This window comes from Microbacterium kunmingense (assembly GCF_023155745.1).
In the GTDB taxonomy this organism is placed as follows: Bacteria; Actinomycetota; Actinomycetes; order Actinomycetales; family Microbacteriaceae; genus Microbacterium; species Microbacterium kunmingense.
Genome location: NZ_JAKNUS010000002.1, coordinates 43,284 through 69,461, shown reverse-complemented (window position 1 = coordinate 69,461; position 26,178 = coordinate 43,284). Strand labels below are relative to the sequence as shown.

The 26,178-nt window shown below is 70.4% G+C and carries 24 protein-coding genes and 2 tRNA genes; 19 read left to right on the top strand and 7 right to left on the bottom strand.

What is annotated here, in order from left to right:
• Nucleotides 1–29: 29 nt before the first annotated feature.
• The 9 genes from MA875_RS02955 to serA all read left to right on the top strand — a co-directional run bounded on the left by MA875_RS02955 (nucleotide 30) and on the right by serA (nucleotide 10,195).
• Nucleotides 30–1,439 carry an alpha,alpha-trehalose-phosphate synthase (UDP-forming) gene (locus tag MA875_RS02955; RefSeq protein WP_248240189.1) on the top strand — a complete coding sequence of 470 codons (1,410 nt, stop codon included), beginning with the start codon at nucleotides 30–32 and terminating at the stop codon, nucleotides 1,437–1,439.
• Nucleotides 1,436–2,239, top strand: coding sequence for a trehalose-phosphatase (gene otsB, locus MA875_RS02950; protein WP_248240188.1), 804 nt, complete (start codon nucleotides 1,436–1,438; stop codon nucleotides 2,237–2,239). Before MA875_RS02955 ends, otsB begins: the two co-directional genes overlap by 4 nt.
• 9 nt (nucleotides 2,240–2,248) lie before the next feature.
• Entirely contained in the window at nucleotides 2,249–3,967 is a 1,719-nt protein-coding gene (ilvD, locus tag MA875_RS02945; protein ID WP_248240187.1) for a dihydroxy-acid dehydratase, read from the top strand.
• A 47-nt stretch (nucleotides 3,968–4,014) separates the two neighbouring features.
• Nucleotides 4,015–5,823: an acetolactate synthase large subunit gene (locus tag MA875_RS02940; RefSeq protein WP_248240186.1), complete on the top strand. Its 1,809-nt coding sequence runs from the start codon at nucleotides 4,015–4,017 to the stop codon at nucleotides 5,821–5,823.
• A gap of 1 nt (nucleotide 5,824) precedes the next feature.
• On the top strand, nucleotides 5,825–6,334 hold the full coding sequence (gene ilvN / locus MA875_RS02935) for an acetolactate synthase small subunit (protein ID WP_124293464.1): 510 nt from the start codon (nucleotides 5,825–5,827) through the stop codon (nucleotides 6,332–6,334).
• A 28-nt stretch (nucleotides 6,335–6,362) separates the two neighbouring features.
• Nucleotides 6,363–7,439, top strand: a complete 1,077-nt coding sequence (gene ilvC, locus MA875_RS02930; protein WP_282448639.1) for a ketol-acid reductoisomerase — start codon at nucleotides 6,363–6,365, stop codon at nucleotides 7,437–7,439.
• Nucleotides 7,440–7,558: 119 nt separating this feature from the next.
• On the top strand, nucleotides 7,559–8,125 hold the full coding sequence (locus tag MA875_RS02925) for a DNA polymerase III subunit gamma/tau (RefSeq protein WP_248240184.1): 567 nt from the start codon (nucleotides 7,559–7,561) through the stop codon (nucleotides 8,123–8,125).
• Nucleotides 8,122–8,463: a bacitracin resistance protein gene (locus tag MA875_RS02920; RefSeq protein WP_248240183.1), complete on the top strand. Its 342-nt coding sequence runs from the start codon at nucleotides 8,122–8,124 to the stop codon at nucleotides 8,461–8,463. Before MA875_RS02925 ends, MA875_RS02920 begins: the two co-directional genes overlap by 4 nt.
• A 127-nt stretch (nucleotides 8,464–8,590) precedes the next feature.
• On the top strand, nucleotides 8,591–10,195 hold the full coding sequence (serA, locus tag MA875_RS02915; RefSeq protein ID WP_248240182.1) for a phosphoglycerate dehydrogenase: 1,605 nt from the start codon (nucleotides 8,591–8,593) through the stop codon (nucleotides 10,193–10,195).
• A gap of 4 nt (nucleotides 10,196–10,199) precedes the next feature.
• Here the strand turns inward: serA and MA875_RS02910 are convergent, their stop codons facing one another.
• Nucleotides 10,200–10,745 (bottom strand): TetR/AcrR family transcriptional regulator, encoded by a 546-nt coding sequence (locus tag MA875_RS02910; RefSeq protein WP_248240181.1) that lies wholly within the window; start codon nucleotides 10,743–10,745, stop codon nucleotides 10,200–10,202.
• 63 nt (nucleotides 10,746–10,808) lie between these two features.
• Here MA875_RS02910 and MA875_RS02905 point away from each other — a divergent pair, with 63 nt between their 5' ends.
• The 7 genes from MA875_RS02905 to MA875_RS02875 all read left to right on the top strand — a co-directional run bounded on the left by MA875_RS02905 (nucleotide 10,809) and on the right by MA875_RS02875 (nucleotide 18,367).
• Nucleotides 10,809–12,347 carry an MFS transporter gene (locus MA875_RS02905; RefSeq protein WP_248240179.1) on the top strand — a complete coding sequence of 513 codons (1,539 nt, stop codon included), beginning with the start codon at nucleotides 10,809–10,811 and terminating at the stop codon, nucleotides 12,345–12,347.
• 43 nt (nucleotides 12,348–12,390) lie between these two features.
• Complete coding sequence (locus MA875_RS02900) at nucleotides 12,391–13,440, top strand: 3-isopropylmalate dehydrogenase (RefSeq protein WP_248240176.1); 1,050 nt, start codon at nucleotides 12,391–12,393, stop codon at nucleotides 13,438–13,440.
• A gap of 37 nt (nucleotides 13,441–13,477) precedes the next feature.
• Nucleotides 13,478–14,584 carry a branched-chain amino acid aminotransferase gene (locus tag MA875_RS02895; RefSeq protein WP_248240174.1) on the top strand — a complete coding sequence of 369 codons (1,107 nt, stop codon included), beginning with the start codon at nucleotides 13,478–13,480 and terminating at the stop codon, nucleotides 14,582–14,584.
• A gap of 36 nt (nucleotides 14,585–14,620) precedes the next feature.
• Complete coding sequence (locus tag MA875_RS02890; protein WP_248240172.1) at nucleotides 14,621–15,397, top strand: fumarylacetoacetate hydrolase family protein; 777 nt, start codon at nucleotides 14,621–14,623, stop codon at nucleotides 15,395–15,397.
• On the top strand, nucleotides 15,397–16,689 hold the full coding sequence (locus tag MA875_RS02885) for an MFS transporter (RefSeq protein ID WP_248240171.1): 1,293 nt from the start codon (nucleotides 15,397–15,399) through the stop codon (nucleotides 16,687–16,689). Before MA875_RS02890 ends, MA875_RS02885 begins: the two co-directional genes overlap by 1 nt.
• 10 nt (nucleotides 16,690–16,699) lie before the next feature.
• Nucleotides 16,700–18,214 (top strand): glutamate--tRNA ligase, encoded by a 1,515-nt coding sequence (gltX, locus tag MA875_RS02880; RefSeq protein ID WP_248240170.1) that lies wholly within the window; start codon nucleotides 16,700–16,702, stop codon nucleotides 18,212–18,214.
• Nucleotides 18,215–18,295: 81 nt separating this feature from the next.
• Nucleotides 18,296–18,367, top strand: a tRNA-Gln gene (locus MA875_RS02875).
• 35 nt (nucleotides 18,368–18,402) lie between these two features.
• On the opposite strand, the gene MA875_RS02870 is transcribed toward MA875_RS02875, so the two are convergent.
• Nucleotides 18,403–19,314, bottom strand: coding sequence for a phosphotransferase (locus MA875_RS02870; RefSeq protein WP_248240169.1), 912 nt, complete (start codon nucleotides 19,312–19,314; stop codon nucleotides 18,403–18,405).
• A gap of 23 nt (nucleotides 19,315–19,337) precedes the next feature.
• Complete coding sequence (locus MA875_RS02865) at nucleotides 19,338–19,976, bottom strand: MBL fold metallo-hydrolase (RefSeq protein WP_248240168.1); 639 nt, start codon at nucleotides 19,974–19,976, stop codon at nucleotides 19,338–19,340.
• A gap of 106 nt (nucleotides 19,977–20,082) precedes the next feature.
• On the opposite strand from MA875_RS02865, the gene MA875_RS02860 reads away from it, so the two are divergent.
• Nucleotides 20,083–20,158: transfer RNA gene (locus MA875_RS02860), tRNA-Glu, on the top strand.
• Between the two features lie 60 nt (nucleotides 20,159–20,218).
• Here the strand turns inward: MA875_RS02860 and MA875_RS02855 are convergent.
• The 3 genes from MA875_RS02855 to MA875_RS02845 all read right to left on the bottom strand — a co-directional run bounded on the left by MA875_RS02855 (nucleotide 20,219) and on the right by MA875_RS02845 (nucleotide 21,568).
• Nucleotides 20,219–21,007 (bottom strand): tyrosine-type recombinase/integrase, encoded by a 789-nt coding sequence (locus tag MA875_RS02855; RefSeq protein ID WP_248240167.1) that lies wholly within the window; start codon nucleotides 21,005–21,007, stop codon nucleotides 20,219–20,221.
• Nucleotides 20,959–21,162, bottom strand: coding sequence for an N-terminal phage integrase SAM-like domain-containing protein (locus MA875_RS02850; RefSeq protein ID WP_248240166.1), 204 nt, complete (start codon nucleotides 21,160–21,162; stop codon nucleotides 20,959–20,961). Before MA875_RS02850 ends, MA875_RS02855 begins: the two co-directional genes overlap by 49 nt.
• Before the next feature lie 193 nt (nucleotides 21,163–21,355).
• The gene (locus MA875_RS02845; protein ID WP_146318766.1) at nucleotides 21,356–21,568 is read right to left on the bottom strand and encodes a helix-turn-helix transcriptional regulator; all 213 of its coding nucleotides are present in this window, start codon (nucleotides 21,566–21,568) and stop codon (nucleotides 21,356–21,358) included.
• 120 nt (nucleotides 21,569–21,688) lie between these two features.
• On the opposite strand from MA875_RS02845, the gene MA875_RS02840 reads away from it, so the two are divergent.
• Together MA875_RS02840 and MA875_RS02835 are read left to right on the top strand one after the other, a co-directional pair.
• Nucleotides 21,689–22,390 (top strand): hypothetical protein, encoded by a 702-nt coding sequence (locus tag MA875_RS02840; protein ID WP_206494817.1) that lies wholly within the window; start codon nucleotides 21,689–21,691, stop codon nucleotides 22,388–22,390.
• Nucleotides 22,391–22,423: 33 nt separating this feature from the next.
• On the top strand, nucleotides 22,424–22,735 hold the full coding sequence (locus MA875_RS02835) for a hypothetical protein (protein WP_248240165.1): 312 nt from the start codon (nucleotides 22,424–22,426) through the stop codon (nucleotides 22,733–22,735).
• A 7-nt stretch (nucleotides 22,736–22,742) separates the two neighbouring features.
• On the opposite strand, the gene mobF is transcribed toward MA875_RS02835, so the two are convergent.
• A complete protein-coding gene (gene mobF / locus MA875_RS02830) occupies nucleotides 22,743–26,123 on the bottom strand; it encodes a MobF family relaxase (RefSeq protein ID WP_248240164.1) in 3,381 nt (1,126 codons plus the stop codon).
• Between the last annotated feature and the right edge of the window lie 55 nt (nucleotides 26,124–26,178).

The following is a 26,178-nucleotide window of genomic DNA, read 5'->3' as shown; positions in this document are numbered from 1 at the left end:
GCACGTCGTCCGCCTCGTGAGGAGTCCGTGTGTCCGAAGCCCCGCTCGTCGTCGTCGCGAACAGACTTCCGGTGGATCGAGACCCCGATGGCGGCTGGCGTCAGTCGCCCGGCGGTCTGGTCACCGCCCTCGAGCCGGTGATGCGCCGCACCCGTGGGGCCTGGGTCGGCTGGGCGGGCAAGCCCGGCCTGGACATCGAGCCGTTCGACTTCGACGGCACGCACCTTCATCCCGTCCGGCTGGAGGCCGACGAGGTCGAGAACTACTACGAGGGATTCTCCAACGACACGATCTGGCCGCTCTATCACGACGTCATCGCCGCACCGCGCTACCGCCGCGTGTGGTGGGATGCCTACGTCGCCGTCAACGAGCGCTTCGCCGACGCAGCCGCCCAGGTCGCCGCCGAGGGAGCCACCGTCTGGGTCCAGGACTACCAGCTCCAGCTCGTTCCCCGCCTCCTCCGGGAGCGGCGCCCTGACCTCACCATCGGCTACTTCCACCACATTCCGTTCCCCGCATACGGACTGTTCGCGCAGCTGCCGTGGCGTCGCCAAGTGCTCGAGGGACTCCTCGGAGCCGACGTCATCGGCTTCCAGCGCGTCCAGGACGCCGGCAACTTCGCCCGCGCCGTTCGTCGGCAGCTGCGCGTGGACACGAAGGCCAGTGGGATCACGGTGCCCCTGCCCGACGGAGGAGAGCGGGTCGCGCTCGCACGCGCATTCCCCATCTCCATCGATGCCGACTTCTACATCGAGATGGCTCGTCGACCGGAGATCCAGGCGCGTGCGGCAGAGATCCGGGCGAGCCTGGGGAACCCGAAGAAGATCCTGCTGGGCGTCGATCGACTCGATTACACCAAGGGCATCCGGCACCGGCTGAAGGCCTTCGGTGAACTCCTCGAGGACGGCCGGGTCAGAACGGAGGATGTCACCCTGGTCCAGGTCGCCAGCCCCAGCCGGGAGCGGGTGGAGGCCTACATCCAGCTCCGCGACGAGATCGAGCTCACGGTCGGTCGCATCAACGGCGACCACGACACCATGGACCGCACGGCGATCCGCTACCTGCACCAGTCCTTTCCGCGTGAGGAGATGGTCGCGCTGTACCTCGCGTCGGACGTGATGCTCGTCACGGCGCTGCGGGACGGCATGAACCTCGTCGCCAAGGAGTACGTCGCCAGCCGCGTCGACAACCGGGGCGTGCTCGTGCTGAGCGAGTTCGCCGGAGCAGCCGACGAACTCGGCACCGCCGTCCGCATCAATCCCCACGACATCGACGGACTGAAGGACGCGATCGTCCGCGCGATCGAGATGCCCGGGGCGGAGCAGGGCCGACGGATGCGGGCGCTGCGCAAGCGCGTGCTCGAGCACGACGTCGAGGACTGGTCTCGGGAGTTCCTCGACGCCCTCGCCGACGTCTCGCGCCGGCGGGCAGCCCGATGACCTCGACCCCCGCGGACGCACGCGATCCCGCCCATGCCCGTGTCGACCGTCTTGCGAAGACACCGCGCCTCCTCGTCGCGCTGGATTTCGACGGCACCCTCGCACCCCTCCAGGACGAGCCGATGGACGCGCGCATGACCGCGGACGCCCGAGCGGCCGTCCTCGCCCTGACGGCGGCCCCCGAGACCGTCGTCGCCTTCGTCTCGGGACGGAGCCTGGACGACCTGCGGGTCATCGGCGAGCACGGCGACGACTCCCCGATCCTGCTCGCCGGGTCGCACGGCGCGGAGTTCTGGAGTCCGGAGGGCGGAGTGACGACGACCCCGGACGATGCCGACGACACCGCCCTCCGCGACAGCATGCGCCTCCGGGCGGAGTCCATCACCGCCGACATCGACGGCGTCTGGATCGAGCCGAAGACCTTCGGGTTCGGTGTGCACACCAGGCTCGCAACGCCCGAAGACGCCGACCGGGCACGCGATGCGATCGACGGCATGGTCGTCCGCGAGGCGCCGCACTGGCGCCGGCGCACCGGACACAACATCGTCGAGTACGCCTTCCGGCACGAGGGCAAGGACACCGCCGTCGCGACGTTGCGGGAACGGGTCGGGGCGACCGCCGTGCTGTTCGCGGGTGACGACGTGACCGACGAGGACGCCCTGCGCAGCCTCGGCGCGGACGATCTGGGCGTGCACGTCGGCGCCGGCGAGACGGCCGCGACGATCAGCGTGCCCGACATCCCCGCGCTCGCCCGCCTCCTGCGTCAGTTCGCGGAACGGCGGGTCGCGGGACGGGAATAGACTGCGAGCATGGTGCGCTCCGACATCCCCGACCCCTCCGCCGTCGACATCAAGCCCCGCAGCCGCGTCGTCACCGACGGGATCGAGGCCACCACCTCCCGCGGCATGCTCCGCGGCGTCGGAATGGGCGACGAGGACTGGGACAAGCCCCAGATCGGCATCGCGTCGAGCTGGAACGAGATCACCCCCTGCAACCTCAGTCTCGATCGCCTCGCGCAGGGTGCGAAGGAGGGCGTCCACGCCGGCGGCGGGTATCCGCTGCAGTTCGGAACCATCTCCGTCTCCGACGGCATCTCGATGGGGCACGAGGGCATGCACTTCTCCCTCGTCTCCCGTGAGGTGATCGCCGACTCGGTGGAGACGGTCATGATGGCCGAGCGCCTCGACGGCTCGGTGCTGCTGGCCGGATGCGACAAGTCGATTCCGGGCATGCTCATGGCCTCCGCCCGGCTCGACCTGTCCAGCGTGTTCCTCTATGCCGGCTCGATCGCCCCCGGATGGGTCAAGCTCTCGGACGGCACCGAGAAGGAGATCACGATCATCGACTCCTTCGAGGGTGTGGGCGCGTGCCTGGCGGGGCGGATGTCGGAGGCCGACCTCAAGCGCATCGAATGCGCGTTCGCGCCCGGCGAGGGTGCCTGCGGCGGCATGTACACCGCCAACACGATGGCCTCGGTCGCCGAGGCCCTCGGTCTGAGCCTCCCCGGCTCGGCCGCGCCGCCGTCGGCGGACCGCCGCCGCGACTACTTCGCCCGCCGGTCGGGAGAAGCCGTGGTCAACCTGCTGAAGCAGGGGATCACCACCCGCGACATCCTCACCAAGGAGGCCTTCGAGAACGCGATCGCCCTCGCGATGGCGCTCGGCGGGTCGACGAACGTGGTGCTGCACCTGCTCGCGATCGCCAACGAGGCGGAGATCGAACTCGACCTCCACGACTTCAACCGCATCGGCGACAAGGTCCCCCACGTCGCGGACATGAAGCCCTTCGGCCAGTACGTGATGAACGACGTCGACCGCCACGGCGGCATCCCCGTCGTGATGAAAGCGATGCTCGACGAGGGTCTTCTGCACGGAGATGCTCTCACCGTCACCGGCAAGACCCTGGCGGAGAACCTCCGCGACCTCGATCCCGATCCGGTCGACGGCGACGTCATCCACCGCTTCGACGACCCGATCCACGCCACCGGCGGCATCACGATCCTCCACGGCTCGTTCGCGCCGGAGGGAGCGGTGGTCAAGACCGCGGGATTCGACGTCGCGGTCTTCGAGGGCCCGGCCCGGGTCTTCGAGCGCGAGCGCGCCGCGATGGACGCGCTGGAGGCCGGACAGATCTCCGCCGGCGACGTCGTCGTCATCCGTTACGAAGGTCCTAAGGGCGGCCCCGGCATGCGCGAGATGCTGGCCATCACCGCGGCCATCAAGGGCGCAGGGCTCGGAAAAGATGTACTACTCTTGACGGACGGTCGATTCTCCGGCGGCACAACCGGCCTGTGCATCGGCCACATAGCACCCGAAGCGGTGGACGCAGGTCCCATCGCCTTCGTGCGCGATGGTGATCTGATACGGGTCGATATCGCGGCTCGCACTCTCGACCTACTCGTCGATGACGCAGAGCTGAACTCCCGGCGTGAGGGCTGGGAGCCCCTTCCCCCGCGCTATACCCGTGGCGTTCTGGCCAAGTACTCGCGACTCGTGCGCTCCGCTGCGGAGGGCGCAGTCACCGGTTAGGCCCGCTTCCCGCATCCGTTCCACCCCCTTCTGTGAGGATCTTCCGCATGCCCGCCGAATCCGCCACGGCCATTCCCCGGCCCCCCGCTCGCACCGCGGCCCCCTCCGCGCCCGTGCTCACGGGCGCACAGGCGGTCGTCCGCTCCCTCGAACTGCTCGGCGTCACCGATGTCTTCGGGCTCCCCGGGGGCGCCATCCTCCCGGTCTACGACCCGCTGATGGACACCTCTGAGATCCGGCACATCCTCGTCCGCCACGAGCAGGGCGCCGGTCACGCGGCCGAGGGTTACGCGTCCGCCTCCGGCAGGGTGGGGGTGGCCATCGCCACCTCGGGTCCGGGCGCGACCAACCTCGTCACGGCCATCGCCGACGCGTACATGGACTCCGTGCCCGTCGTCGCGATCACCGGCCAGGTCTTCTCCAACCTCATGGGCACCGACGCCTTCCAGGAGGCCGACATCGTCGGCATCACGATGCCGATCACGAAGCACTCGTTCCTGGTCAAGCGCGCCGAAGACATCCCGGGGGCGATCGCCGCCGCCTTCGAGATCGCCGCGACAGGTCGCCCGGGCCCTGTGCTGGTGGACATCACCAAGGACGCGCAGCAGGCCGAAGCGCCCTTCCAGTGGCCGCCGAGGATCGATCTGCCGGGGTACCGCCCGGTCACGAAGGCCCACGGCAAGCAGATCCAGGCGGCCGCCCAGCTGATCGCCCAGGCGAAGAAGCCCGTCCTCTACGTCGGCGGCGGCGTGATCCGCGCCCGCGCCGCAGCCGAGCTGCGATCGCTGGCGGAGGCGACCGGCGCACCGGTCGTGACCACGCTCATGGCGCGGGGCGCGTTCCCCGACTCCCACCCGCAGCACCTGGGCATGCCCGGGATGCACGGGACGGTGCCCGCCGTGCTGGCCCTGCAGGAATCCGATCTGCTGATCGCGCTCGGCTCGCGGTTCGACGACCGCGTCACCGGGAAGGCTGCGCTGTTCGCCCCCGACGCCCAGGTGGTGCACGTGGACATCGACCCCGCCGAGATCGGGAAGATCCGCGCGGCCGATGTACCGATCGTGGGCGACCTCAAGGAGGTCCTGCCCGATCTCGAGGCGGCCTTCCGCGCGGCGATCGCCGAGGCGACGCCCGACATCGCCCAGTGGTGGTCGTTCCTGGACGGGCTGCGCGACGAGTTCCCGCTGGGGTACGCCCCGACGACCGACGGACTCCTCGCACCGCAGTACGTCATCCAGCGCATCGGCGAGCTGACCGGCCCCGAGGGCGTCTACGCCGCGGGTGTGGGTCAGCACCAGATGTGGGCTGCCCAGTTCATCAAGTACGAGCGTCCCAACGCCTGGCTGAACTCCGGCGGGGCGGGCACGATGGGCTACTCGGTGCCGGCGGCGATGGGTGCGAAGGTCGCCGAGCCCGACCGCGTCGTGTGGGCGATCGACGGCGACGGATGCTTCCAGATGACCAATCAGGAGCTCGCCACCTGTGCCATCAACAACATCCCGATCAAGGTCGCGATCATCAACAACTCCTCGCTCGGCATGGTCCGTCAGTGGCAGACCCTGTTCTACGACGGCCGCTACTCGCACACCGACCTGAACACCGGGCACGACACCATCCGCATCCCCGATTTCGTCAAGCTCGCCGAGGCCTACGGGTGCCTCGCGATCCGCGTGGAGCGGGCGGAGGATGTGGACGCGGCGATCCAGACGGCGCTGGAGACCAACGACCGTCCCGTCGTCATCGACTTCGTCGTGAGCGCCGACGCCATGGTGTGGCCCATGGTTCCGCAGGGCGTCAGCAACAGCTACATCCAGTACGCCCGCGACCACTCGCCGGCCTTCGAGCGGGAGATGTGAGATGTCGAGCCACGTGTTGAGCCTCCTGGTGGAGGACAAGCCGGGTCTGCTCACCCGCGTCGCGGGCCTGTTCGCGCGCCGCGGCTTCAACATCGAGTCCCTGGCGGTGGGGGTGACCGAGGTCCCCGGCCTCTCCCGCATCACGGTCGTGGTCGATGTCGACGAGCTTCCCCTCGAGCAGGTGACGAAGCAGCTGAACAAGCTGGTGAACGTGATCAAGATCGTCGAACTGGATGCCACGGCATCCGTCCAGCGGGAGCACATGCTCGTCAAGGTCCGTGCCGACAACGCCAATCGGTCCAACGTCCTGGAGGTGGTGAACCTCTTCCGCGCCTCGGTCGTGGACTACGCCCCCGACGCCGTCGTGGTGGAGATCACCGGTGACAAGGGCAAGATCGAGGCGTTCCTGCGTGCCGTCGAGCCCTTCGGCATCAAGGAGCTCGCGCAGTCGGGACTGCTGGCCATCGGCCGCGGCGGCAAGAGCATCACCGAGCGGGTCCTCCGCGGCTGACCATTATTCGGCTTCCTCGCGCCGGTCGTTGAGCGAGCGAAGCGAGACGAAACGACCACGACAAGGAGAAACATCCATGACAGCTGAGATCTTCTACGACGACGACGCCGACCTCTCGCTCATCCAGGGCAAGAAGGTCGCGATCGTCGGCTACGGCTCGCAGGGGCACGCCCACGCGCTGAACCTCCGCGACTCGGGCGTCGAGGTCGTCATCGCGCTGAAGGACGGGTCGAAGTCGACCGAGAAGGCCCAGGAGGAGGGCTTCGAGGTCAAGAACGTCGCGGATGCCGCGGAGTGGGCCGACCTCATCATGATCCTCGCGCCCGACCAGCACCAGCGCGGGATCTTCACCGACCACATCAAGGACAAGCTCACCCCCGGCAAGACCCTCGCCTTCGCGCACGGCTTCAACATCCGCTTCGGATACATCCAGGCCCCCGAGGGCGTCGACGTGATCCTCGTCGCGCCGAAGGCGCCGGGCCACACGGTCCGCCGCGAGTTCGTCGCCGGTCGCGGCATCCCCGACATCATCGCTGTGGAGAACGACGCCTCCGGGCAGGCGTGGGACGTGGCGAAGTCGTACGCCAAGGCCATCGGCGGCACGCGCGCCGGTGTGATCAAGACCACCTTCACCGAGGAGACCGAGACCGACCTCTTCGGCGAGCAGGCCGTTCTCTGCGGCGGCGTGTCGCAGCTGATCCAGTACGGTTTCGAGACGCTCAGCGAGGCCGGCTACCAGCCCGAGATCGCCTACTTCGAGGTGCTGCACGAGCTGAAGCTCATCGTCGACCTGATGTGGGAGGGCGGCATCGCCAAGCAGCGGTGGTCGGTGTCGGACACCGCCGAATACGGCGACTACGTCTCGGGCCCCCGCGTGATCGACCCGCACGTGAAGGAGAACATGCAGGGCGTCCTCGCCGACATCCAGTCGGGAGCCTTCGCCAAGCGCTTCATCGACGACCAGGACAACGGCGGCCAGGAGTTCCTGGCGCTGCGCGAGAAGGCGGCCCAGCATCCCATCGAGGAGGTGGGCCGGGGCCTCCGGTCGCTCTTCGCCTGGAAGCAGACCGACGCCGACTACACGGAAGGGTCTGCGGCCCGCTGAGCCGCACCTCGAACCCTCCGAGCATCCGAACCGGCGGGTCGCGTTCCTCGCGACCCGCCGGTTCCGTGTCCGGCGGCGCGGTCGCGTGGCGAGGGCCTGCGGCCCGGTAGCCTGACACGGTGACATCGCGCGAGGAGGATGCCTTCCGGTGGGAAGGCGACGACGACCCTGTCGCGGTCGACCCGCCCGCTCCGACGGGGGGATCGGCCCCCGTCCTGCCGCCGGGATACCGGGCGGTGGGGAAGGGGAGTGCGCCGGACACGGAACCGGCTGCCGCCTCCTCGGACACCGGCACGACCGTCGGCGACACGGTCGCCGACGAGTCGGACATCTCCGACACGGGCGCCGCCGACACCGGTGGGGCAATGGGCAACGCCTCGCTCATCGCCCTGGGCATCATCGGCGGCGTCTACCTGCTCTACTCGATCGGATGGGTGATCGGGGGACTCCGTGTCCACGGCATCGCGTCCTTCCTCGTCTCGGGCGACGGCATCGCCCCACCGGTGTGGACCACCGCCAACGCCGCGGCCGTCGGCCTCGCCGTCGCGGCTCCCGCACTGTGGTTCACCGCTGTGTACACGCTCACCCGCCGTGCGGCTGCATGGCTGCGATGGGTGCTCCTGGCCGCAGGCGTCGTCCTGCTCGTTCCGTGGCCGTTCATCGTCGTGGGAGCCTTCGGATCATGACCGCTCTCCCCGCCCCCGTCCGCCGACGCCCGGTCTGGGTCACCGTCGCCACAAGTGGTGCGTTCGGCCTCTTCTACGCCTACGTGGTGTGGAACGCGGTGACCCTGCTCGTGGCGCAGGCCTCGGGCCCGCTCGGCCTGAACGCCCTCGGATGGGCGGTCCTCGGCTTCGCCATCGTCTTCCCGATCCTGGCCTTCGGCGTCGCCTTCGCGGTCGGGTACCGGCGCTCCCTCGGCTCGTTCGCCCTGGTGATGCTTGTCGGCCTCGCCGTCGTGGCCGTGCTGTGGGTGAACGTCCTCGCGTACGCGTACACGTACGGGGCCCAGCTCCTGGGCTGAGCCGCGTCGTCACACGGTCAGAGGCCGCGGATCACCCGCGATAGGCTGACACCTGCCCGCCCCGTGTGCGGCGGGACATCCCACAGCCGCTCGTCGCCGCTCGCGCCCGCACCGAAGGTCTGCCCCTGTGTCGAAGCCCGTCGTCCTGATCGCCGAACAGCTCTCTCCCGCCACGATCGACGCATTGGGGCCTGATTTCGACGTCCGACACGTCGACGGCACCGATCGCCCCGCGCTCCTGGCCGCCCTCGCCGACGCGCGAGCGGTGCTCGTCCGCTCGGCGACGCGCATCGACGCCGAGGCGCTGTCGGCCGCGCCCGACCTGAAGGTCGTCGCCCGAGCCGGTGTGGGCCTGGACAACGTCGACATCACCGCCGCGACCGCCCAGGGCGTGATGGTCGTCAACGCCCCCACATCCAATGTGATCTCCGCAGCCGAGCTGACGGTCGGTCACATCCTGAGCCTTGCCCGTCACATCCCCGCCGCGCACGCGTCGCTGGCAGCGGGCCAGTGGAAGCGGAGCGCCTTCACGGGCGTCGAGCTGTTCGAGAAGACCGTCGGCATCTTCGGACTCGGCCGTATCGGTGCGCTGGTGGCGGAGCGCCTACGCGCATTCGGGGTCCGGGTGGTCGGCTACGACCCCTATGTCACGCCGGCGCGCGCCCAGCAGCTGGGGGTGGAGCTGCTGCCCTTCGACGAGGTGCTGCGACACAGCGACGCGATCACCGTGCACATGCCGAAGACTCCCGAGACGACGGGGATGATCGGTGCCGACCAGCTCGCCCTGATGAAGCCCTCGGCCTATGTCGTCAACGTCGCCCGCGGCGGCCTCATCGACGAAGACGCCCTGTACACGGCGCTCACCACGGGGGTGATCGCCGGTGCGGGGCTGGACGTCTTCACCACCGAGCCGCCGGCGGCGGATTCCGTCGCCGCGCGCCTGGTGTCCCTCCCGAACGTCGTGGGCACCCCTCACCTCGGCGCGAGCACCGAGGAGGCGCAGGAGAAGGCGGGGGTCTCGGTCGCCCGCTCGGTCAAGCTCGCTCTGGAGGGCGACCTCGTGCCCGACGCGGTCAATGTCGCCGGGGGAGTGATCGATCCGTTCGTGCGTCCCGGCATCGCGCTGGTGGAGCAGCTCGGCCAGTTCTTCACGGCGCTCGCGCACGGCGCGCTGACCAGTCTTGACATCGAGGTGCGCGGTGAACTCGCGGCCTACGACGTCAGCGTCTACCGGCTCGCGGCGCTGAAGGGCATCTTCACCAACATCGTCAGCGAGAACGTGTCGTACGTCAACGCGCCGCTGTTCGCCGAACAGCGCGGCATCGAAGTGCGCCTGATCGTCGAGGCCGAGAGTCCGCTGTACCGCAACATCACGGTCCTGCGCGGCACCCTGTCCGACGGCACGGTGCTGACGGTGGCCGGAACGCTCGCCGGGACGAGGATGATCCCGAAGGTGGTCGCCATCAACGGCTACGACATCGAGGTGGCCATCGCCCGCCATCACGTCGTCATGCGCTACGCCGACCGCCCGGGCATCGTGGCGATCTACGGCAAGCACCTGGGCGACGCCGACATCAACATCGAAGCGCTCCAGGTGGCGCAGCCCGACGGCACGGGCCGTGCGTTGAGCGTCCTCACCGTGGACTCGCCGGTGCCCGATGAGATCCTCGACGAGATGCGCCGCGCGACCGGCGCCGACCTGTTCCGTCAGATCGACATCACGCCGGCCTGACGGTTCAGACCCCCGCGGAGCGCTCGACGAGGGCGATGAGCGCGTCCAGGGCCCCTCCGCGGGGAGTCGGGCCCGGGACGTTTCCGCCTCCGAGGGCGTTGTTGAAGTAGAGCCCGTCGCTGACGAGCATCACCAGGTCCAAAGCGGCGGCGTCGCGGGTGTGCGGCCGCAGCACATCGGCCCATTTGGCGCGGACGTCGCGCAGGGCCTCGCTCGCCGCGGCATTGCCGCCCTGTGCAAGACGAGCGACGGCGAGCAGGGCCCGGTCCAGGGCGTCGTCGTTCATCACCGAGGTGCGCACGAAGTAGGCGATCGGCCCCTCCGGCGCAGCCGCGGTGGCGGCGACGTCGGCATCGACGAGAACGTGGAGCCGATCGAGGAGCGCCTGCTCGAGGGCCTCTTTCGAGGCGAAGTGATACAACAGCCCGCCCTTGGACACCCCCGCGGCGCGAGCTGTGGCGTCGAGGGTCGAGCCGCGTTCCCCCTCGCCGATGAGCAGCGCTTCGAATGCGTCGAGCACCTTCTCGCGGGCGAGGGGTGGTCTGCTCATGGCCTCGATCGTATCGACGGGGACGACGTCGTTCTGTTACTATACCGACCGGACGGTATAGAAATGATCACACTCACCCAGGAGATCGAACTCGCCGACGCCGCCGGGCGGCGGGTGGGCTGGCGCGGATGGGCGGCGCTGGTCGTGCTGATGCTGCCCGTGCTGCTGGTATCGGTCGACAACACGGTCCTGAGCTTCGCGCTGCCCGCGATCTCGGCCGATCTGGCTCCTTCGAGCACCCAGCAGCTGTGGATCATCGACGCGTATCCGCTGGTCCTCGCGGGGCTGCTGGTGACGATGGGAACCCTCGGCGATCGATTCGGTCGACGGCGGATGCTGCTGCTCGGGGCCACGGGATTCGCCACCGTGTCGACCCTCGCCGCCTTCGCCCCCAGCGCCGAGTGGCTGATCGCGGCCCGCGCCGGCATGGGGGTCTTCGGCGCGATGCTGATGCCCTCGACGCTGTCCCTGCTGCGCAGCATCTTCACCGATCGCGATCAGCGGCGCTTCGCGATCGCCGTGTGGGCCTCGATGTTCTCGGCCGGGTCTGCGCTCGGGCCGATCGTCGGCGGCATCCTCCTCGAGCACTTCTCCTGGGGGTCGGTGTTCCTGATGGCCGTCCCCGTGCTCATCCCGCTGCTGATCCTCGCGCCCCTGCTCGTCCCGGAGAGTCGCGACCCCCACCCCGGACGGATCGATCCGATCAGCATCGCGCTGTCCCTCGCGACGATGGTTCCGGTGGTGTACGGCATCAAGGAGCTCGCCGTCCACGGCATCGCGGGGCCCGCGCCCGTGCTCATCCTCGTGGGTGTCGGCTTCGGAGTGCTGTTCGTCAGGCGCCAGCTCCGCGTGCGGCACCCGATGCTCGACATGCGCCTGTTCCGGGTGGGGACGTTCAGCGGTGCGCTGGCGGTGAACCTCCTGAGCGTGGTCGGTCTCGTGGGGTTCCTGTTCTTCGTGGCCCAGCATCTTCAGCTCGTTCTGGGTCTCACCCCGCTGGAAGCGGGGCTGGCGCTCGTCCCGGGGCTGGCGGCCATGATCGTGGCGGGGCTGACGGTCGTGCCGATCGCCAAGCGCATCGCGCCCCGGCTGGTCGTGCCGGCAGCACTGGCCTTCTCGGTGCTGGGGTACCTCCTCATCGCCGCTGCCGGCGACGACACCGGGCCGAGCCTTCTGATCCTCGCCTTCGTCGCGCTCGGCATGGGAATCGGCGCGGCCGAGACGGTCTCCAACGAGCTGATCCTCGCCAGCGCTCCGCCGGCCAAGGCCGGTGCGGCGAGCGCGGTGTCCGAGACGGCGTACGAGCTGGGCGCGGTGTTGGGGACGACGGTGCTCGGCGGTCTGCTGACCGCTCTCTACCGGGCGAATCTGGTGCTGCCCGACGGTATCCCGGCCGCCGTGACCGTCGACGCCCAGGAGACCCTCGCCGGCGCCGTGCAGGCCGCGGCGGATCTGGGGGGCGTCGCAGGAGAGGCCGTGCAGGCGGCGGCGGCGCAGGCGTTCTCCGCGGGGGTGAGCGTCACCGCGCTCATCGGGGCGGGACTGGTCGTCGTCGCCGGGGTGGTGGCGGCCACTACTCTGAAGGGGTCCCGCGCCTCGTGACCGACCCGTTCGTCGGGCGAGGCTTCCGATGAACAGGAGTGCGATGTCGCGTGTGGTGAAGCTGGCCGTCATCCCCGGAGACGGAATCGGCCCGGAGGTGGTCGCCGAGGCGGAGAAGGTGCTGGACGCCGTCACGACCGACGGTGTCACCGTCGACAAGACGCGGTTCTCGCTCGGCGCCGGGCGCTACCTCGACACCGGTGACACCCTCACCGATGACGACCTCGCCGCGATCGCGGCGCACGACGCGATTCTCCTCGGCGCGGTCGGGGGAGTGCCGGGGGATCCGCGGCTGAAGGACGCCAACATCGAGCGCGGACTGCTGCTGAAGCTCCGCTTCGAGCTCGACCACTACGTCAACCTCCGGCCGTCGAAGACCTACCCGGGATCGGTCACCCCGCTCGCGGACCCCGGCGACATCGACTTCGTCGTGGTGCGCGAGGGCACCGAGGGGCCCTATGTGGGAAACGGCGGCGCGATCCGGCGGGGGACCCCGCACGAGATCGCCAACGAGACCTCGGTCAACACCGCCTTCGGCGTCGAGCGCGTCGTCCGATATGCGTTCGACCTCGCCGAGCGTCGCTCGCGGCGGCTCACGTGGGTGCACAAGACCAATGTGCTGGTCCACGCCGGAGCGATCTGGCAGCGCATCGTGCGCGAGGTTGCGGCGGAGCATCCGGATGTCGCCGTAGACTACCTGCACGTCGATGCGGCCACCATCTTCCTGGTCACGAACCCCCGCCGCTTCGACGTCATCGTCACCGACAACCTCTTCGGCGACATCCTGACCGACCTGGCCGGCGCCGTCACCGGTGGCATCGGCCTCGCCGCCTCCGGGAACATCAATCCCACGGGGGCTTTCCCCTCGATGTTCGAGCCCGTCCACGGCTCGGCACCCGACATCGCCGGGCAGCAGAAGGCCGACCCGACGGCGGCCATCCTGTCGGTCGCTCTGATGCTGGACCATCTGGGTCTGGCCACCGAAGCCGATCGCGTCACCCGCGCGGTCGAGGAGGACATCGCCGCCCGCGGCGGCGCCGCGCGAACGACCTCGCAGATCGGCGACGACATCGTCGGACGCCTCCAGGCGTAACCTGGACACCTCCGCGCCCCAGACTTCAGGATTCCCCATGACGCTCATCGATTCAGATCCCGACACCGGCCTCGCACCGCTGCAGTTCGCGGTCACCAAGAACCTCGCGGCCAAGACGCCGGCCGAGCGCGACGCGATCCTGGCCAACCCCGGCTTCGGCACGCACTTCACCGACCACATGGTCGACATCTGCTGGTCGGTCGGAGGCGGGTGGCACCGCCCGCGCGTGCAGCCCTACGGCCCGATCGCGATGGACCCCGCCGCCGCCGTCCTCCACTACGGGCAGGAGATCTTCGAGGGGATCAAGGCGTATCGCCACGCCGACGGCTCGATCCACACCTTCCGGCCCGATCAGAACGGCCGACGTCTGCAGCGCTCCGCGCGACGCCTCGCCCTCCCGGAACTCCCGGTGAGCTACTTCATCCAGTCGCTGCGCGAGATCATCGCCGTCGACGGCTCGTGGGTACCCGGCGGCGCGGACCAGAGCCTGTACCTGCGTCCGTTCATGTTCGCCAAAGAGGCCTTCCTCGGCGTCCGGCCCGCTCACAAGGTCAACTACTACGTGATCGCGAGCCCCGCGGGGGCGTACTTCAAGGGCGGGGTCCAGCCGGTGTCGATCTGGTTGAGCGAGGATTATTCCCGCGCCGGCAAGGGCGGCACCGGAGCGGCGAAGACCGGCGGCAACTACGCCGCGAGCCTCCTGCCGCAGTCCGAGGCCTACGAGAACGAGTGCGACCAGGTGGTGTTCCTCGACGAGCACCGCAACGTCGAAGAGCTCGGCGGAATGAACATCGTCTTCGTCTACAAAGACGGGCGGATCGTCACCCCCCAGTCGGAGTCGATCCTCGAGGGGATCACGCGCGACTCGATCCTCCAGCTCGCGATCGACCGGGGCCACCATGTCGAAGGTCGCGCGGTCTCGATCGACGAATGGCGCGAGGGTGTGGCCTCCGGCGAGATCGTGGAGGTCTTCGCCTGCGGCACCGCGGCCGTCGTCACCCCGATCGGGGTGCTGAAGGGCAAGGACTTCCTCGACGAGCAGCCGGTGGGCGAACTCGCGCTGTCGCTTCGCGAGGAGCTCACCGACATCCAGTACGGCCGGCGGGAAGACCGCCACGGTTGGCTGTTGCGCCTCGACGGCTGACCGTCCGGCGGCGAGGGTGATCGCTAGGCTGAGCGGGTGAGAGTCGCCCGCTTCAGCCACAACGACACGATCAGCTACGGAATCGTCGACGACGGCGAACTCGTCGTCCTCGCCGGCGACCCGATGTTCGCAGGCTTCGACACGACGGGGGAGCGGGTGCCGCTCGGCGCGGTGACGCTGCTCGCGCCGGTCATCCCGCGTTCGAAGATCGTCTGCGTCGGTCGCAACTATCAGGACCACGCGGCCGAGCTCGGCAACGACGTGCCGACCGAGCCGCTGCTGTTCTTCAAGCCCAACACGTCCGTCATCGGTCCCGGCGACGCGATCGTGCTGCCGCCGCAGTCGGCACGGGTGGACTTCGAGGGAGAACTCGCGGCCGTGATCGGGCGCGTGACCAAGAACGTCCCCGCCGATCGCGCCCTGGATCACGTGTTCGGCTACACGATCGGCAACGATGTCACGGCACGCGACCTGCAGCGCAACGACGGGCAGTGGTCGCGCGCGAAGGGGTTCGACACCTTCTGCCCGCTCGGGCCGGCGATCGAAACCGAATTCGACCCCACGGCATCTGCGCGTCTGACCACCCGGCGCAACGGCGAGACCGTGCAGAGCGCGCAGCTGACCGACATGATCTTCTCCGTCGCCGACATCGTCGCCTACGCCTCGGCGGCTTTCACGCTCCTGCCCGGTGACGTCGTGCTGACCGGGACCCCGGCGGGCGTGGGACCGATCGCCGCGGGCGACACCGTGGATGTCGAGATCGAGGGGCTCGGTACCCTCCGCAACACCGCTCGCGCCGCCGGCGAGGGGTGATGACCGGCGGACCGGATGCCGCGGGCTCGTCCGCTCTGCGATCGGTGCCCGGGTTCGGGGGCGATCTCGCATCCGTCGCGGCCATCCAGCGCCGCACCGTGTGGGTGCTCTCGGCGGGACAGGTCCTCGGCGGCATCGCTTTCGGCGCGACGATCTCGCTCGGTGCGATCCTCGCCGGTGAGGTCTCGGGAGAGGAGTCGCTGTCGGGATTGGCCGCGGCGGCGGTGACGCTCGGGACGGCGTTCACCGCCGTCCCGCTCGCCGCGTGGGCGCGACGTCGCGGGCGGCGCCTCTCACTGGCAGCGGGGATGGCGATCGCCCTCGTCGGCGTCGCGGGGGTGATCACCGCCGTGGGGGCGCAATCCTTCCCGCTCCTCCTCGCCGCCTTCCTCCTAGTGGGCGCGGGCCAGGCGGCGAACCTGCAGTCCCGGTTCGCCGCGGCCGACCTCGCCACTGACGCCACCCGCGGGCGGGACCTGTCGATCGTGGTGTGGGCCACGACGATCGGCGCGGTCCTCGGCCCCAACCTCACCGGCCCGGGCGAAGCCATCGGCGACCTCCTCGGCCTCCCCGCCCTCACCGGACCGTACGTCTTCACCGTGCTCGGACAGTCCCTCGCGATCCTGCTGTACCTTCTCGCTCTCCGGCCCGACCCGTTGCTCACCGCGCAGCATCTCGTCACTCGGCGAAGCGCCGACGGCGCCGGGGCGATCGCGCCGCGCGCGGATCGTCCCCTCCTCGCCCGGTACGCGATCTTCGCCATCGCGGCTGCGCACGGCGTGATGGTCTCGGTCATGGCGATGACACCGGTGCACCTCCTCCACCAGGGCGCGACCCTCACCGTCATCGGCTTCACCATCAGTCTCCACATCGCCGGAATGTATGCGGCGGCGCCGATCTTCGGCGTCCTCGCCGATCGCCTCGGTCGCATCCCCACGATCCTCCTCGGCCAGGCGATCCTCGCCGCATCCCTCGTGACGGCGTCCTTCGGCCAGGACTCGACCTTCTGGGTGACCGTCGGCCTCGTCCTCCTGGGTCTCGGATGGAGCGCATCCACCGTCGCGGGATCGGCGCTTCTCACGGAGGCCTCCGCGGAATCGCGCCGCACGCGACGCCAAGGGCTGAGCGACTTCCTCATGAGCCTCGTCGGCGCGGCCGGTGCGATCCTCGCCGGGGTCGTCCTCGGCTGGATGGGGTACGGCGGCCTCGCCCTGGCGGTGTCGGTCGCGGTGATCGCGACCTCCGCCCTCGCCCCGCTGGCCCTTCGCGGACGGGCCCGGCTGGACGCCTAAACTGGCACGGATGCCTGCCACGCCCGATCCCCGCACCACGACCGCCACCGGCTCCGACGTCCGCGTCCGGTTCTGCCCCTCCCCGACGGGACTGCCTCACGTGGGGCTCGTCCGCACCGCCCTGTTCAACTGGGCCTACGCCCGCCATCACGGCGGCACGATGGTGTTCCGCATCGAGGACACCGATGCGGCACGCGACAGCGAGGAGAGCTACCGACAGCTCCTCGATGCGCTCCAGTGGCTGCGCATCGACTGGGATGAGGGCGTCGAGGTGGGAGGTCCCCACGCGCCCTACCGTCAGTCGCAGCGGCACGAGATCTACCGCGGGGTCCTCGAGAAGCTGATCGCCTCCGGCGCGGTGTACGAGAGCTACTCCACGGCCGCGGAGATCGACGCACGCAATGAAGCGGCAGGGCGGGCGAAGCAGCTCGGATACGACAACTTCGATCGCGACCTGACCGACGAGCAGAAGGCGGCGTACCGCGCCGAGGGCCGCGAGCCCGCCTGGCGACTGCGCGTCCCCGACGAGGACCTCACCTACGTCGACCTCATCCGCGGTGAGGTGACCTTCCCCGCGGGATCGTTCCCCGACTTCGTCGTCGTCCGTGCCGGCGGCATTCCGCTCTACACCTTCGTCAACCCGGTCGACGATGCGCTGATGGGGATCACGCACGTCCTCCGCGGCGAAGACCTCATGCCCTCCACCGCTCGCCAGCTCGCGCTCTACCGAGCGCTGATCGACGCCGACGTGACCACGTTCATCCCGCGCTTCGGCCACATGCCGCTCGTGCTCGGCGACGGGACCAAGAAGCTGTCCAAGCGCGATCCGCGTGCCGATCTCTTCCTCCAGCGCGAGAAGGGCTTCATCCCCGAGGGGCTGCTGAACTACCTCGCCCTGCTCGGCTGGTCGCTCTCCGCCGATCGTGACGTCTTCACCCTCGACGAGCTGATCGCAGCCTTCGACATCGCCGATGTCAACCCGAACCCCGCCCGCTTCGACCAGAAGAAGGCGGAGTCGATCAACGGCGATCACATCCGGATGCTGGAGCCCGACGATTTCGCCACGCGCATCGTCCCGTACCTGGCCGGCGCGGGCCTGATCTCCGATCCGCCGTCCGAGGATCAGGAGGCGCTGCTGCGCCGTGCCGCTCCGCTCGTGCAGGAGCGGATGCCGCTCCTGGGCGACGTCACGGGAATGCTCGGCTTCCTCTTCGTCGACGAGGTGGCGTACGACGATGATGCGCTGAGCGCTCTGCCCGCCACCGCGGGCGAGGTGCTCGTGGCGTGCGTCGGAGCCCTCGAGCTCGTGCCGGCGGGGGAGTGGACCGCGGCGGCCGTACAGGACGCCCTCTCGCGGGCTCTCGTGGACGAGCTCGGACTCAAGCCCCGCGTGGCGTACGGCCCGCCGCGTGTGGCGATAACGGGGCGTCGCGTCTCACCACCGCTGTTCGAGTCGATGGAGCTCCTCGGGAAGGACGAGTCGCTGCGTCGCCTGGGCCGGCTGGTCGAGCACATCGGAGGATGACGCGCGGCATCGGCTCTCGGTTTGGTGAGCCGTGCGTGGTCGACTAGACTCGACCCTCGGCACGGCTTCGGCTGAGGCTGGTGGGGTATGGTGTAATTGGCAACACGGCTGATTCTGGTTCAGTTGTTCTTGGTTCGAGTCCAGGTACCCCAGCAAGACGGAAAACCCCCGATCATCGGGGGTTTTCGTCATTCCGGGCGCAATTCGGCAAGGGTCTCCCGCGCGAGGGCCGCATACGCGGGCGTATCGTCGCTGTGCCCAAGCAGGATCACGGTAAAGGCGGCAGCCCACGCTCGCGCGCGGATCCAGTCCTCGGCGGTGAAGGCCTCGCCCATGCCCGCGATGAACGCGCGGCGACCGCGGGCGTCGAAGCACAGCCACGCGACGGCGAGATCGTAGGCGGGGTCGCCGGGGGCGACGTCGATGAAGTCGATCACCGACACCAGCTGATGACCTCGGGCGATGAGGTTCCTCGGGTGCAGGTCGCCGTGGATGAGCGTGGGCGCGCCACGCCACCCCTGCGCTGCCAGCCCCGCATCCCACAGCTGTGCGAGCAGATCCACGTCCTTCGGACGGATCCTCGCCTCCGTACGGAGGTCTGCCAGGCGAGCGGAGATGCTCTCCGCTCGGGTGACGAGCGCGCCCCCGCGCACCGGATTCGGGGGGAGGTCGCCCGGCGACGTGCGGTGGATCGCGGCGACCGCGCGGGCAAGGGGTGCAGCCCAGGCGCGACGCTCGGCGCGGGGCACCTCGAGTCCGGCGGTGCCCTCGTGCCAGGTGACCAGCGACCAGGGGTAGGGGAAGGTCTCGTCGGGGCGTCCGGCGAACACCACGTCAGGCGCGCCCACACCCGCGGTGGCGAGGTTTCGCGACAGCCTTGGCATCACGACCTGCTCGTGGGCGAGGCCGTGTGCCGCAGCGGCCCGGCGCGGAAGACGCAGGGCGACCGTGTCGCCCACGCGCCAGGTCTCGCAGTCCCATCCCGTGGCGGCGCGGCGGGGCGGGGCGTCGTCGATGAGCGGCGAGCGGAGGTGGCGTCGCACAAGCCCCTGCACCTGCTCCGCCGTGATCTCGATGTCCGCCGACGGCATGCCGGGCATCGCTGCGGCCTTTCCCCGGGCGGTCAGAGCTCGAGGCTGTCGCCGGGATCGAGTTCGAAGAACTCGCCGCCGTTCTGCTCGGTCGCCCAGCGCAGTCGCCCGCGGTGCATGTCGCGGCCGAGCACCGAGAGGGTCATGTCGTGCGTGCCGAAGGCCTGGCGGGGCTTCACGGCGAGGACGAAGTCGATCGCGTCGCCGATCTTGAGCCAGGGAGCCCCGAGCGGAGCAGCCAGCAGCTGGACGTCCACGCCGCCGGGCACCGTGTAGGAGTCGCCTGGGTAGTAGAACGCGTCGTTGACGAGGACGCCGACGTTGTCGACCACGGGGAGGGAGGAGTGGATGATCGCGTGCTGCCCGCCGAAGAAGCGCAGGCGGAACGGTCCGAGCTGGAGGGTGTCGCCGGGAGAGACCACGATCACGTCGAACCCCGCCGCGGCCGCGGCCACACCCGCCGGGCCGTAGATCGGCGTCCCCGGCGACATCTTCAGGATGCGGTCGAGATGGTCAGCGGTCCAGTGGTCGGGGTGCTCGTGCGTCAGGACGATCCCCGCGACCTCGCCCAGGTCGAAAAGGGGGTCGGTGAAGGCTCCGGGATCGATCACCAGCGTCGAGCCGGAGTCCTCGAGGGTGAGCGTCGCATGTTCGTGCTTGGTGACTCGCATGTCCCGAGTCAACCGGTGCGCGGGGGCGTCGGCAAGCGTCGCCGAGAGGTCGGGCTCGATTTGTCCGTGGCGTCGTGGCCATGGCATAATCGAACGGTTGGCTGACGGCCCCATCGTATAGCGGCCTAGTACGCCGCCCTCTCACGGCGGTAACGCGGGTTCGAATCCCGCTGGGGTCACCAACAGAAAACCCCCGGTCAGCCGGGGGTTTTCTAGTTCCTGCCGAAAGGCTCGAACGGGCGCTATGCGGCTTTTGGCAACAGATTGGCAACATCTGATTGCATCGCCGCGAGGTTCAGCGCCGTGGCAACACCGTCGAGGTCGTCATCGAACAGGTCGGCGTACACGTCGAGGGTCACCGCGGCCGAGGCGTGTCCGAGCATCCGCTGGACGGCCTTCACGTTCGCGCCGGCGCTGACGGCGAGCGAGGCCGCGGTGTGCCGCAGCTCGTGCGGGGTGAGGCCCTTGATCCCGACCGCCTCGGCAGCGGTGTCGAACCAGCCGACCCGGTAGACGTGGTTGCGCAGCCAGGTGCCGGTGCGGATGCCGTAGAACACCGGGGCGTCGCCGGGGCGTCCGGCGATCTGCGCGCGCAGCAGCCCGACGAGGAACGCCGGGATCGGGATGCTGCGGTGCTCGTAGTCCTTCGGCGGCTCGATGCGCTGGTAGCCCTTGTCGGTCACGACGGTCTGCTCGACGGTGAGGCGCGGGTGCTTCGCGTCGAGGTCGAGGTCGCGGATGCGGAGCCCGGACAGCTCGCCCCAGCGCAGGCCGCAGTATGCGAGCACGAGGACGACGAGGCCGTAGCCGTACTCTCGCCCGTCCTTCATCTCGTCAATGGCCTGGGCGAGCGCGGCGACCTGATTGTGGGACAGATACCGCTCGCGGGACTTGGTGGGCTTGGGGAGCTTGAGCCGGGCGGCGGGGTTGGAGGGCAGGCGCTCGTCCTCGACCGCGAATCGGAGCGAACCGGAGAGGACGTTCAGATCTTGCGGACGGTCGCCGGGGCGCCGGGGAGGGCCGAGGCCCACTCCTGCACCCGCAGGCGGGTGAGGTCGCCGATCGGGATCTTCCCCAGCTCGGGGACGATGTGCTTGGCGATGATGTTCTCGACCCGGCTGCGGGTGGTCGCCCGGAGGTCGCCGCGGGCGGCGATCCAGGTCTGGAGCCATTCGGCCACGGTCACCCGCGCCCGCGACGGGTCGAGGTAGCGGCCCTGGGCGATGTCGACCTCCGTGGTCGCCAGGAACAGCTCGGCCGACTTCTTGGTGGTGAAGCCGCGCTTCTGCGTCTGCTTCTTGTCCGGGCGTCGGTACAGCCGCCCGGTAGCGGCGGCCCTTGGCCGTGTCGTAGGACTCGACGCTTCCCATGACTGGCTCCTACTGCTCCAGCCCCGCGAGGCGCTGCACGTCGATGCGGCGGTAGACGCGCTTGTGCCGGGTGAGCCGAATCGGCTCCACCGGGGCCTGGCCCGCCAGGGCGAGGGTGCGCAGCGTCGTGCGGTGGATGCCGAGCAGCGCCGCCGTCTCCTCCTCGGAGTAGAACAGGCGCTCGGGCTCCCGAGCGTCGAGGGGCGATGCGCTCTGACCCATCACGGCCTCCTTCGCATCTACGATCACAGCCGCGATTGCTGCTGTTGTCTTAGATTAGACCACAACACGCCAATCACAGCAAGAGTTTTAGTTGCTCGTGTCGCTCGGTACACTCGGGATGTGACCGCAGCCCCGCGCAGACCCGGCGATCAGTCCTATGACGGCCTGATCGTCTCGGCCGATCTGCCGGACGGCTGGCATCTGCCGAGCCGGTTCCCCGGCGAGCGAGAGGACGACGCCAGCGCGCAGATCGACGCGCTCCTGGGCTACAACGATCAGGCGACGACCGAGGCCGACCGGCAGGCGCAGCTCGACTCGGAGCAGAACGAGACGATCGACGGCCGCTGGCGCTACATCGAGCACACGGCGACCGCGACCCGCGTGTTCATCCGTCTCCAGCGCCAGCAGTTCGCCGTGCCCGAGGAGGTGCGCATCACCGGGGTCGTCTACCTCCCGTGGCGGCCGGGCGATCCCGTCTCCAGTCAAGACCTCCGTACTCTGCCGACCGCGCGCATCGAGGCGGCGATCAACGAGCGCCTGTTCGCCATGAAGCGCACGGTGACCATCACCGGCGGGAAGATCGTGCTGCCCTCGGGCCGGAAGGTCAGCGAGCGGGATCTGCTCAAGCCGCTCGGCAACCCGAAGCGAACCCCCGACTTCTACGAGCTGGTCGCGCTCCAGTACGGCAAGCTCTCCGCGCAGGGCGACGCGGCCCCGGCGGTCACGATGGCGAAGATCAACGGCGTCGCCCACGCCACGGCGCAGGGCTGGCTCGTCCGCACCCGCTCGCGCGGACTGCTCCCGCCCGGCCGCCGCGGGTAGGCCCAAGGGGGAGCGGCGCGTACCCTGGGGGCTATGACCACCGTTCCCGCGCCGAGGTTCCGGGCGAGCCCGGCTGTCGCGCTCGGCATGGTCGGCGTCGCGGTCGTGGCGATCCCGGTCGGCCTGTTCGGGGCCGCGTTCTCGATGGCGGCGGTGTTCCTGTTCGCGGCCGTCGCGGAGCTGGCCGGGGTGTTCGGGTGGCTGCGCCGTCAGCGATGGGGGTTCCTTGTCCTCGCGCTCGGCGCTGGACTGATGCTCGGTGCTGCTGCGTACATCGTGCTCGGGCTGGTCCAGCCCGACGGCGCAGGAAGCGGCGGCGGGTTCGGCGGGCCTCCGGCTCCCTGATGCTCGCCTACCGGCTCAGCCCGCGGTCGGGTGGCGTCGGCCCGGCTTCGCCAGGGCGACGGGTGAAGTCGTGGAGCTGGGCGGCGCGGGCCTCGCGTGCGGCCAGGGCGCGCTCGGCGGCCTCGCGCTGAGCCTGCTCCTGCTCGGAGCGGGCTTGGATCAGGGCGGCCGCCTCGACGGGCGGCAGAGCTTCGATCGCGGTCAGGTCGCGGCGCGCGGCCTCGGCGCGTTCCCGCCACCGGGCGGCTTCGGCTCCGGGCCGGCTCGGTGCGCGGTCGCCGAGCAGCCGCCTGCGGAGGTTCCCGCGCTCCTGCGCCTGGCGTGCGGTGAGGCGCTGCTGCTCCTGACGCGCGTCGTCGGCGCGTTCGCGTGTCTCGGTCACGCGGGAGTCGCTGTCAGCCTCCTGCTGCGCAACGGACGCCGCCCAGGGCTCGACGCTCTCGGGCGTCTCCGGCAGACGGCCCCAGCGTCGTCGCCCGCCCGTCTCGATGCCGCGGTACTCGTCGCTGGCGGTCGTCAGCGCGCGGCTGGCGCTGCGCTTGCGGAGGCCGCGCGCCGCGCGGTGCGCGGCGGCCGCGTCCCGCATGCGCGCCCGCGCGTCGAGGTAGGCGGTCCCGTCGGCGGTGGCCTGCTCGATGAGCGGGCCGACGACCTCGGCGCGCACGCGCTCGGCATCGGCTTCGGCCCCCGCGAGGATCGTCTGCTGGGTGTCGGCTGCGGCCCGATGCTGCTGCGCCTGGCCGTCCAGTGCGGCCACGGCCCGCTCCCACTTCGCCGCTTCGCGCTCGGCGCGCTCGATCCGCTCCGTCAGCCGGGCGCGCTCGGCGTTCACGACGCGCACCGGCCCGTCCGCGACGATGCCGGCGACGGCGGCCTGTGCCCGCTCGGTGGCTTCGCGCAGTCCGCGGTCGGCGCGGTCCCGCTCGAGCGCGGCCTGGAACTGCTCCCGCGCGTCCCCGAGGTCCGCGGCGACGACGTGCAGCCGGTTCTCCTCCTGCCCGCGGGTGAGGCCGACGTAGACGCCGGCGGCATCCAGCGCGTCGGACAGGACGGTGTGCGACGCGGGGGCGGTCATGCCCTGGACGCCGTAGGCGGTCGCGGCGTAGGCCAGGTGCGCGTGCTCGGCCACGTACTCGGCGGGCAGATGCACGGTGCGCTGCTGCTTGCGCTGGCTCGCGGCGTCGCGCACCCATAGGCTGCCGTCGCCGCTGACATGCTGGACTATCCAGGTCTGCCGGTTCGCCACGCCCACCTCCGAGTCGTTGCGGCGGGTCTGGATCAGGTCGCCGGCGCCGATGCTCAGGCCGTCCGCGCCGTCGATGGTGCGGGCGCCGTCGACCGCGCCCGCGCGCACCCGGTCCTCTCGGATCAGGGCGTTCAGCTCGCGCGCCTCGTCGTTGGTCGCTGCAGTGATCGCGGCTCCGTCGATCCGCTCGGCGGCGACCGCGGCGCGCAGCGCCTCGGCGTCCTCGTGGAGCCGCACGAGTCCGAGCGCATGGAGCCGGTCGAACAGCCCGGCCGGGTCGCGGCCGGCGCGCAGGTCGAGGGTGAGCTGCGCGTAGTCGGGGTCCGCGAAGCGGTGCAGGCTCGTCAGCGAGTAGACGCGGGGGACGAGCGCGGCCGCGATGTCGAGCACCCCGCCGCGCCCCACGGCGGGGAGCTGCGCCCGGTCCCCGACGAGTGCGAGCGTCGCGCCGGCCTCATCCGCGACGGTCAGGAGCGCGAGGGCGGTGTCCTGGTCGAGCATCCCCGCCTCGTCCACCACGACCCGCTCGGCGGCGGCCAGTCGGTTCTCCTTCGCCGGGCCGCGGTAGGTCGCGCCCGTCACCGGGTCCGTGTCGCCCACGGCCAGCCGGGTCCAGACCCCATCGGCGTTCCACCGGAACCCGTGGTCGTAGACGAGCGCGGCTACCGAGTCGGTCGGCACGCCCAGCTCGACGGCGGCGACGTCGGCGGCCTTCTTCGTCGGCGTCACCACCCGCACCGAACGGCCCTCCTGTCCGGCGGCGCGGATCGCAGCACCGAGCATGGTCGTCTTGCCCGCGCCCGCCGCGCCCTCCACCACGACGAGCGGCCGGGTGGAGGCGAGCGCGGCGGCGGCCCGCGCCTGGTCCGCATCCAGCCCCGGCTCCGGCACGCGCGGGGTTGCGCCGTGCGCCGGCCGGGTGGCGCGCGCGGCCAGTCGGTCGCGCAGCTCCGTCTCGACCGCGACGACGTGCAGCGTCGTGAGGTGCGCCACATGGTCCAGCCGTGGCGCATCCGGCGGCAGGATCGAGAGGCAGTCGTCCGCCGCGAGCCGGGTCGTGATGCTGATGAACTCGCGCAGCTCCTCGCGGGTGGCGCGCACACCGGCCTCGGTGACGATGCGCGCCACCTGCTCCTGCACCTCATGCACCGTCCATGCGGATGCAGCAGCCGCGCAGCGGTCGAGCGCACGGGAGGCGACCTGTTGCACGGCCAGCTCGTCCAACGTGCGCAGGGGTTGCACGGCGGCGCGCGGCAGGTCCGGCGTGTAGCCGGCCTCCTGCAACTCGCGCAGCCAGCCGGCCTCGGAGCCGAGCACGCTGGGCTTCTTGCTCGGCCGCTCGTGATCCCACGCCTTCGCGTGCAACCTGGCGCGCACCACCGGCCCCGGCTCCTGGCCGGGATGCGCCGCCTCCCACTCGGCCTCGAACTTGGCGAGGTTGCGCGCCACCTGCTGCCCGCGCTTGGACATGACCGCGTTCCACGGCACCAGCTCCGCGACCTCCCCGGTCACCGGGTCAAGGGTGAGGCCGTGCGCGTCGAGCACCGCGGCGAGCTGCGGGTGCGCGGCGATGACCGCCGTGCCGAGGGCGCGGATCGCGCCCTGCTGCCGGAACAGCGCCGCGGTGTAGAGCCCGCGCCAGCGACCGGCCGCCCACACGCGCGTCCCGATCTGGAAGTGGATGTGCCGGTGGGGATCGCCCGCGCGGGAGGTCTTGTGCGAGACGGCGACGGTTTCGAGCTGCTCGATCGGCACGACCTCCTGCTTCCCGCGCGAGCCGACGCGGGTGACCGAGTGCTGGCCGAGCCAGGAGCGGATCTCCGCAACCGCGTCCCGCTGGGCGGCGTCCAGGGCCTCGGACACCTCCGGGTGCAGGGCGGCCGCGATGGTCAGGGACTTGGGGACGTTCACGACCATCTCCATGAACCGGGGCGACCCTCGGCCGCCCTCGCCCCGCAGCCGGGGTCGGCCCATCGACTCCCCGGTGAGCGGGTTGATCCAGTCGACCCACTGGCGGTATTCCTCGGCGGTCAGTCCGAGCTCGCCGATCACTCGGCCCTCGGCTTCGACCGCCGTGAACTCTGCCAGGGCGGTCCCCGCCTCCAGGTAATACTCGTCCGCCCGCGCACGGTCGGACTCCAAATCCTACCTGATACGGTAGCTGTCATTTGAGGAAGGAGGCGAGCCATGAAGGGCG

Excerpts from the sequence above, each read along its gene's own strand:
- otsB (WP_248240188.1), top strand. The coding sequence starts at position 1,436 with ATGACCTCGACCCCCGCGGACGCACGCGATCCCGCCCATGCCCGTGTC.
- ilvD (WP_248240187.1), top strand. The coding sequence starts at position 2,249 with ATGGTGCGCTCCGACATCCCCGACCCCTCCGCCGTCGACATCAAGCCC.
- MA875_RS02940 (WP_248240186.1), top strand. The coding sequence starts at position 4,015 with ATGCCCGCCGAATCCGCCACGGCCATTCCCCGGCCCCCCGCTCGCACC.
- ilvN (WP_124293464.1), top strand. The coding sequence starts at position 5,825 with ATGTCGAGCCACGTGTTGAGCCTCCTGGTGGAGGACAAGCCGGGTCTG.
- MA875_RS02920 (WP_248240183.1), top strand. The coding sequence starts at position 8,122 with ATGACCGCTCTCCCCGCCCCCGTCCGCCGACGCCCGGTCTGGGTCACC.
- MA875_RS02910 (WP_248240181.1), bottom strand. The coding sequence starts at position 10,745 with ATGAGCAGACCACCCCTCGCCCGCGAGAAGGTGCTCGACGCATTCGAA.
- MA875_RS02905 (WP_248240179.1), top strand. The coding sequence starts at position 10,809 with ATGATCACACTCACCCAGGAGATCGAACTCGCCGACGCCGCCGGGCGG.
- MA875_RS02900 (WP_248240176.1), top strand. The coding sequence starts at position 12,391 with ATGTCGCGTGTGGTGAAGCTGGCCGTCATCCCCGGAGACGGAATCGGC.
- MA875_RS02895 (WP_248240174.1), top strand. The coding sequence starts at position 13,478 with ATGACGCTCATCGATTCAGATCCCGACACCGGCCTCGCACCGCTGCAG.
- MA875_RS02885 (WP_248240171.1), top strand. The coding sequence starts at position 15,397 with ATGACCGGCGGACCGGATGCCGCGGGCTCGTCCGCTCTGCGATCGGTG.
- gltX (WP_248240170.1), top strand. The coding sequence starts at position 16,700 with ATGCCTGCCACGCCCGATCCCCGCACCACGACCGCCACCGGCTCCGAC.
- MA875_RS02870 (WP_248240169.1), bottom strand. The coding sequence starts at position 19,314 with ATGCCCGGCATGCCGTCGGCGGACATCGAGATCACGGCGGAGCAGGTG.
- MA875_RS02865 (WP_248240168.1), bottom strand. The coding sequence starts at position 19,976 with ATGCGAGTCACCAAGCACGAACATGCGACGCTCACCCTCGAGGACTCC.
- MA875_RS02845 (WP_146318766.1), bottom strand. The coding sequence starts at position 21,568 with ATGGGTCAGAGCGCATCGCCCCTCGACGCTCGGGAGCCCGAGCGCCTG.
- MA875_RS02835 (WP_248240165.1), top strand. The coding sequence starts at position 22,424 with ATGACCACCGTTCCCGCGCCGAGGTTCCGGGCGAGCCCGGCTGTCGCG.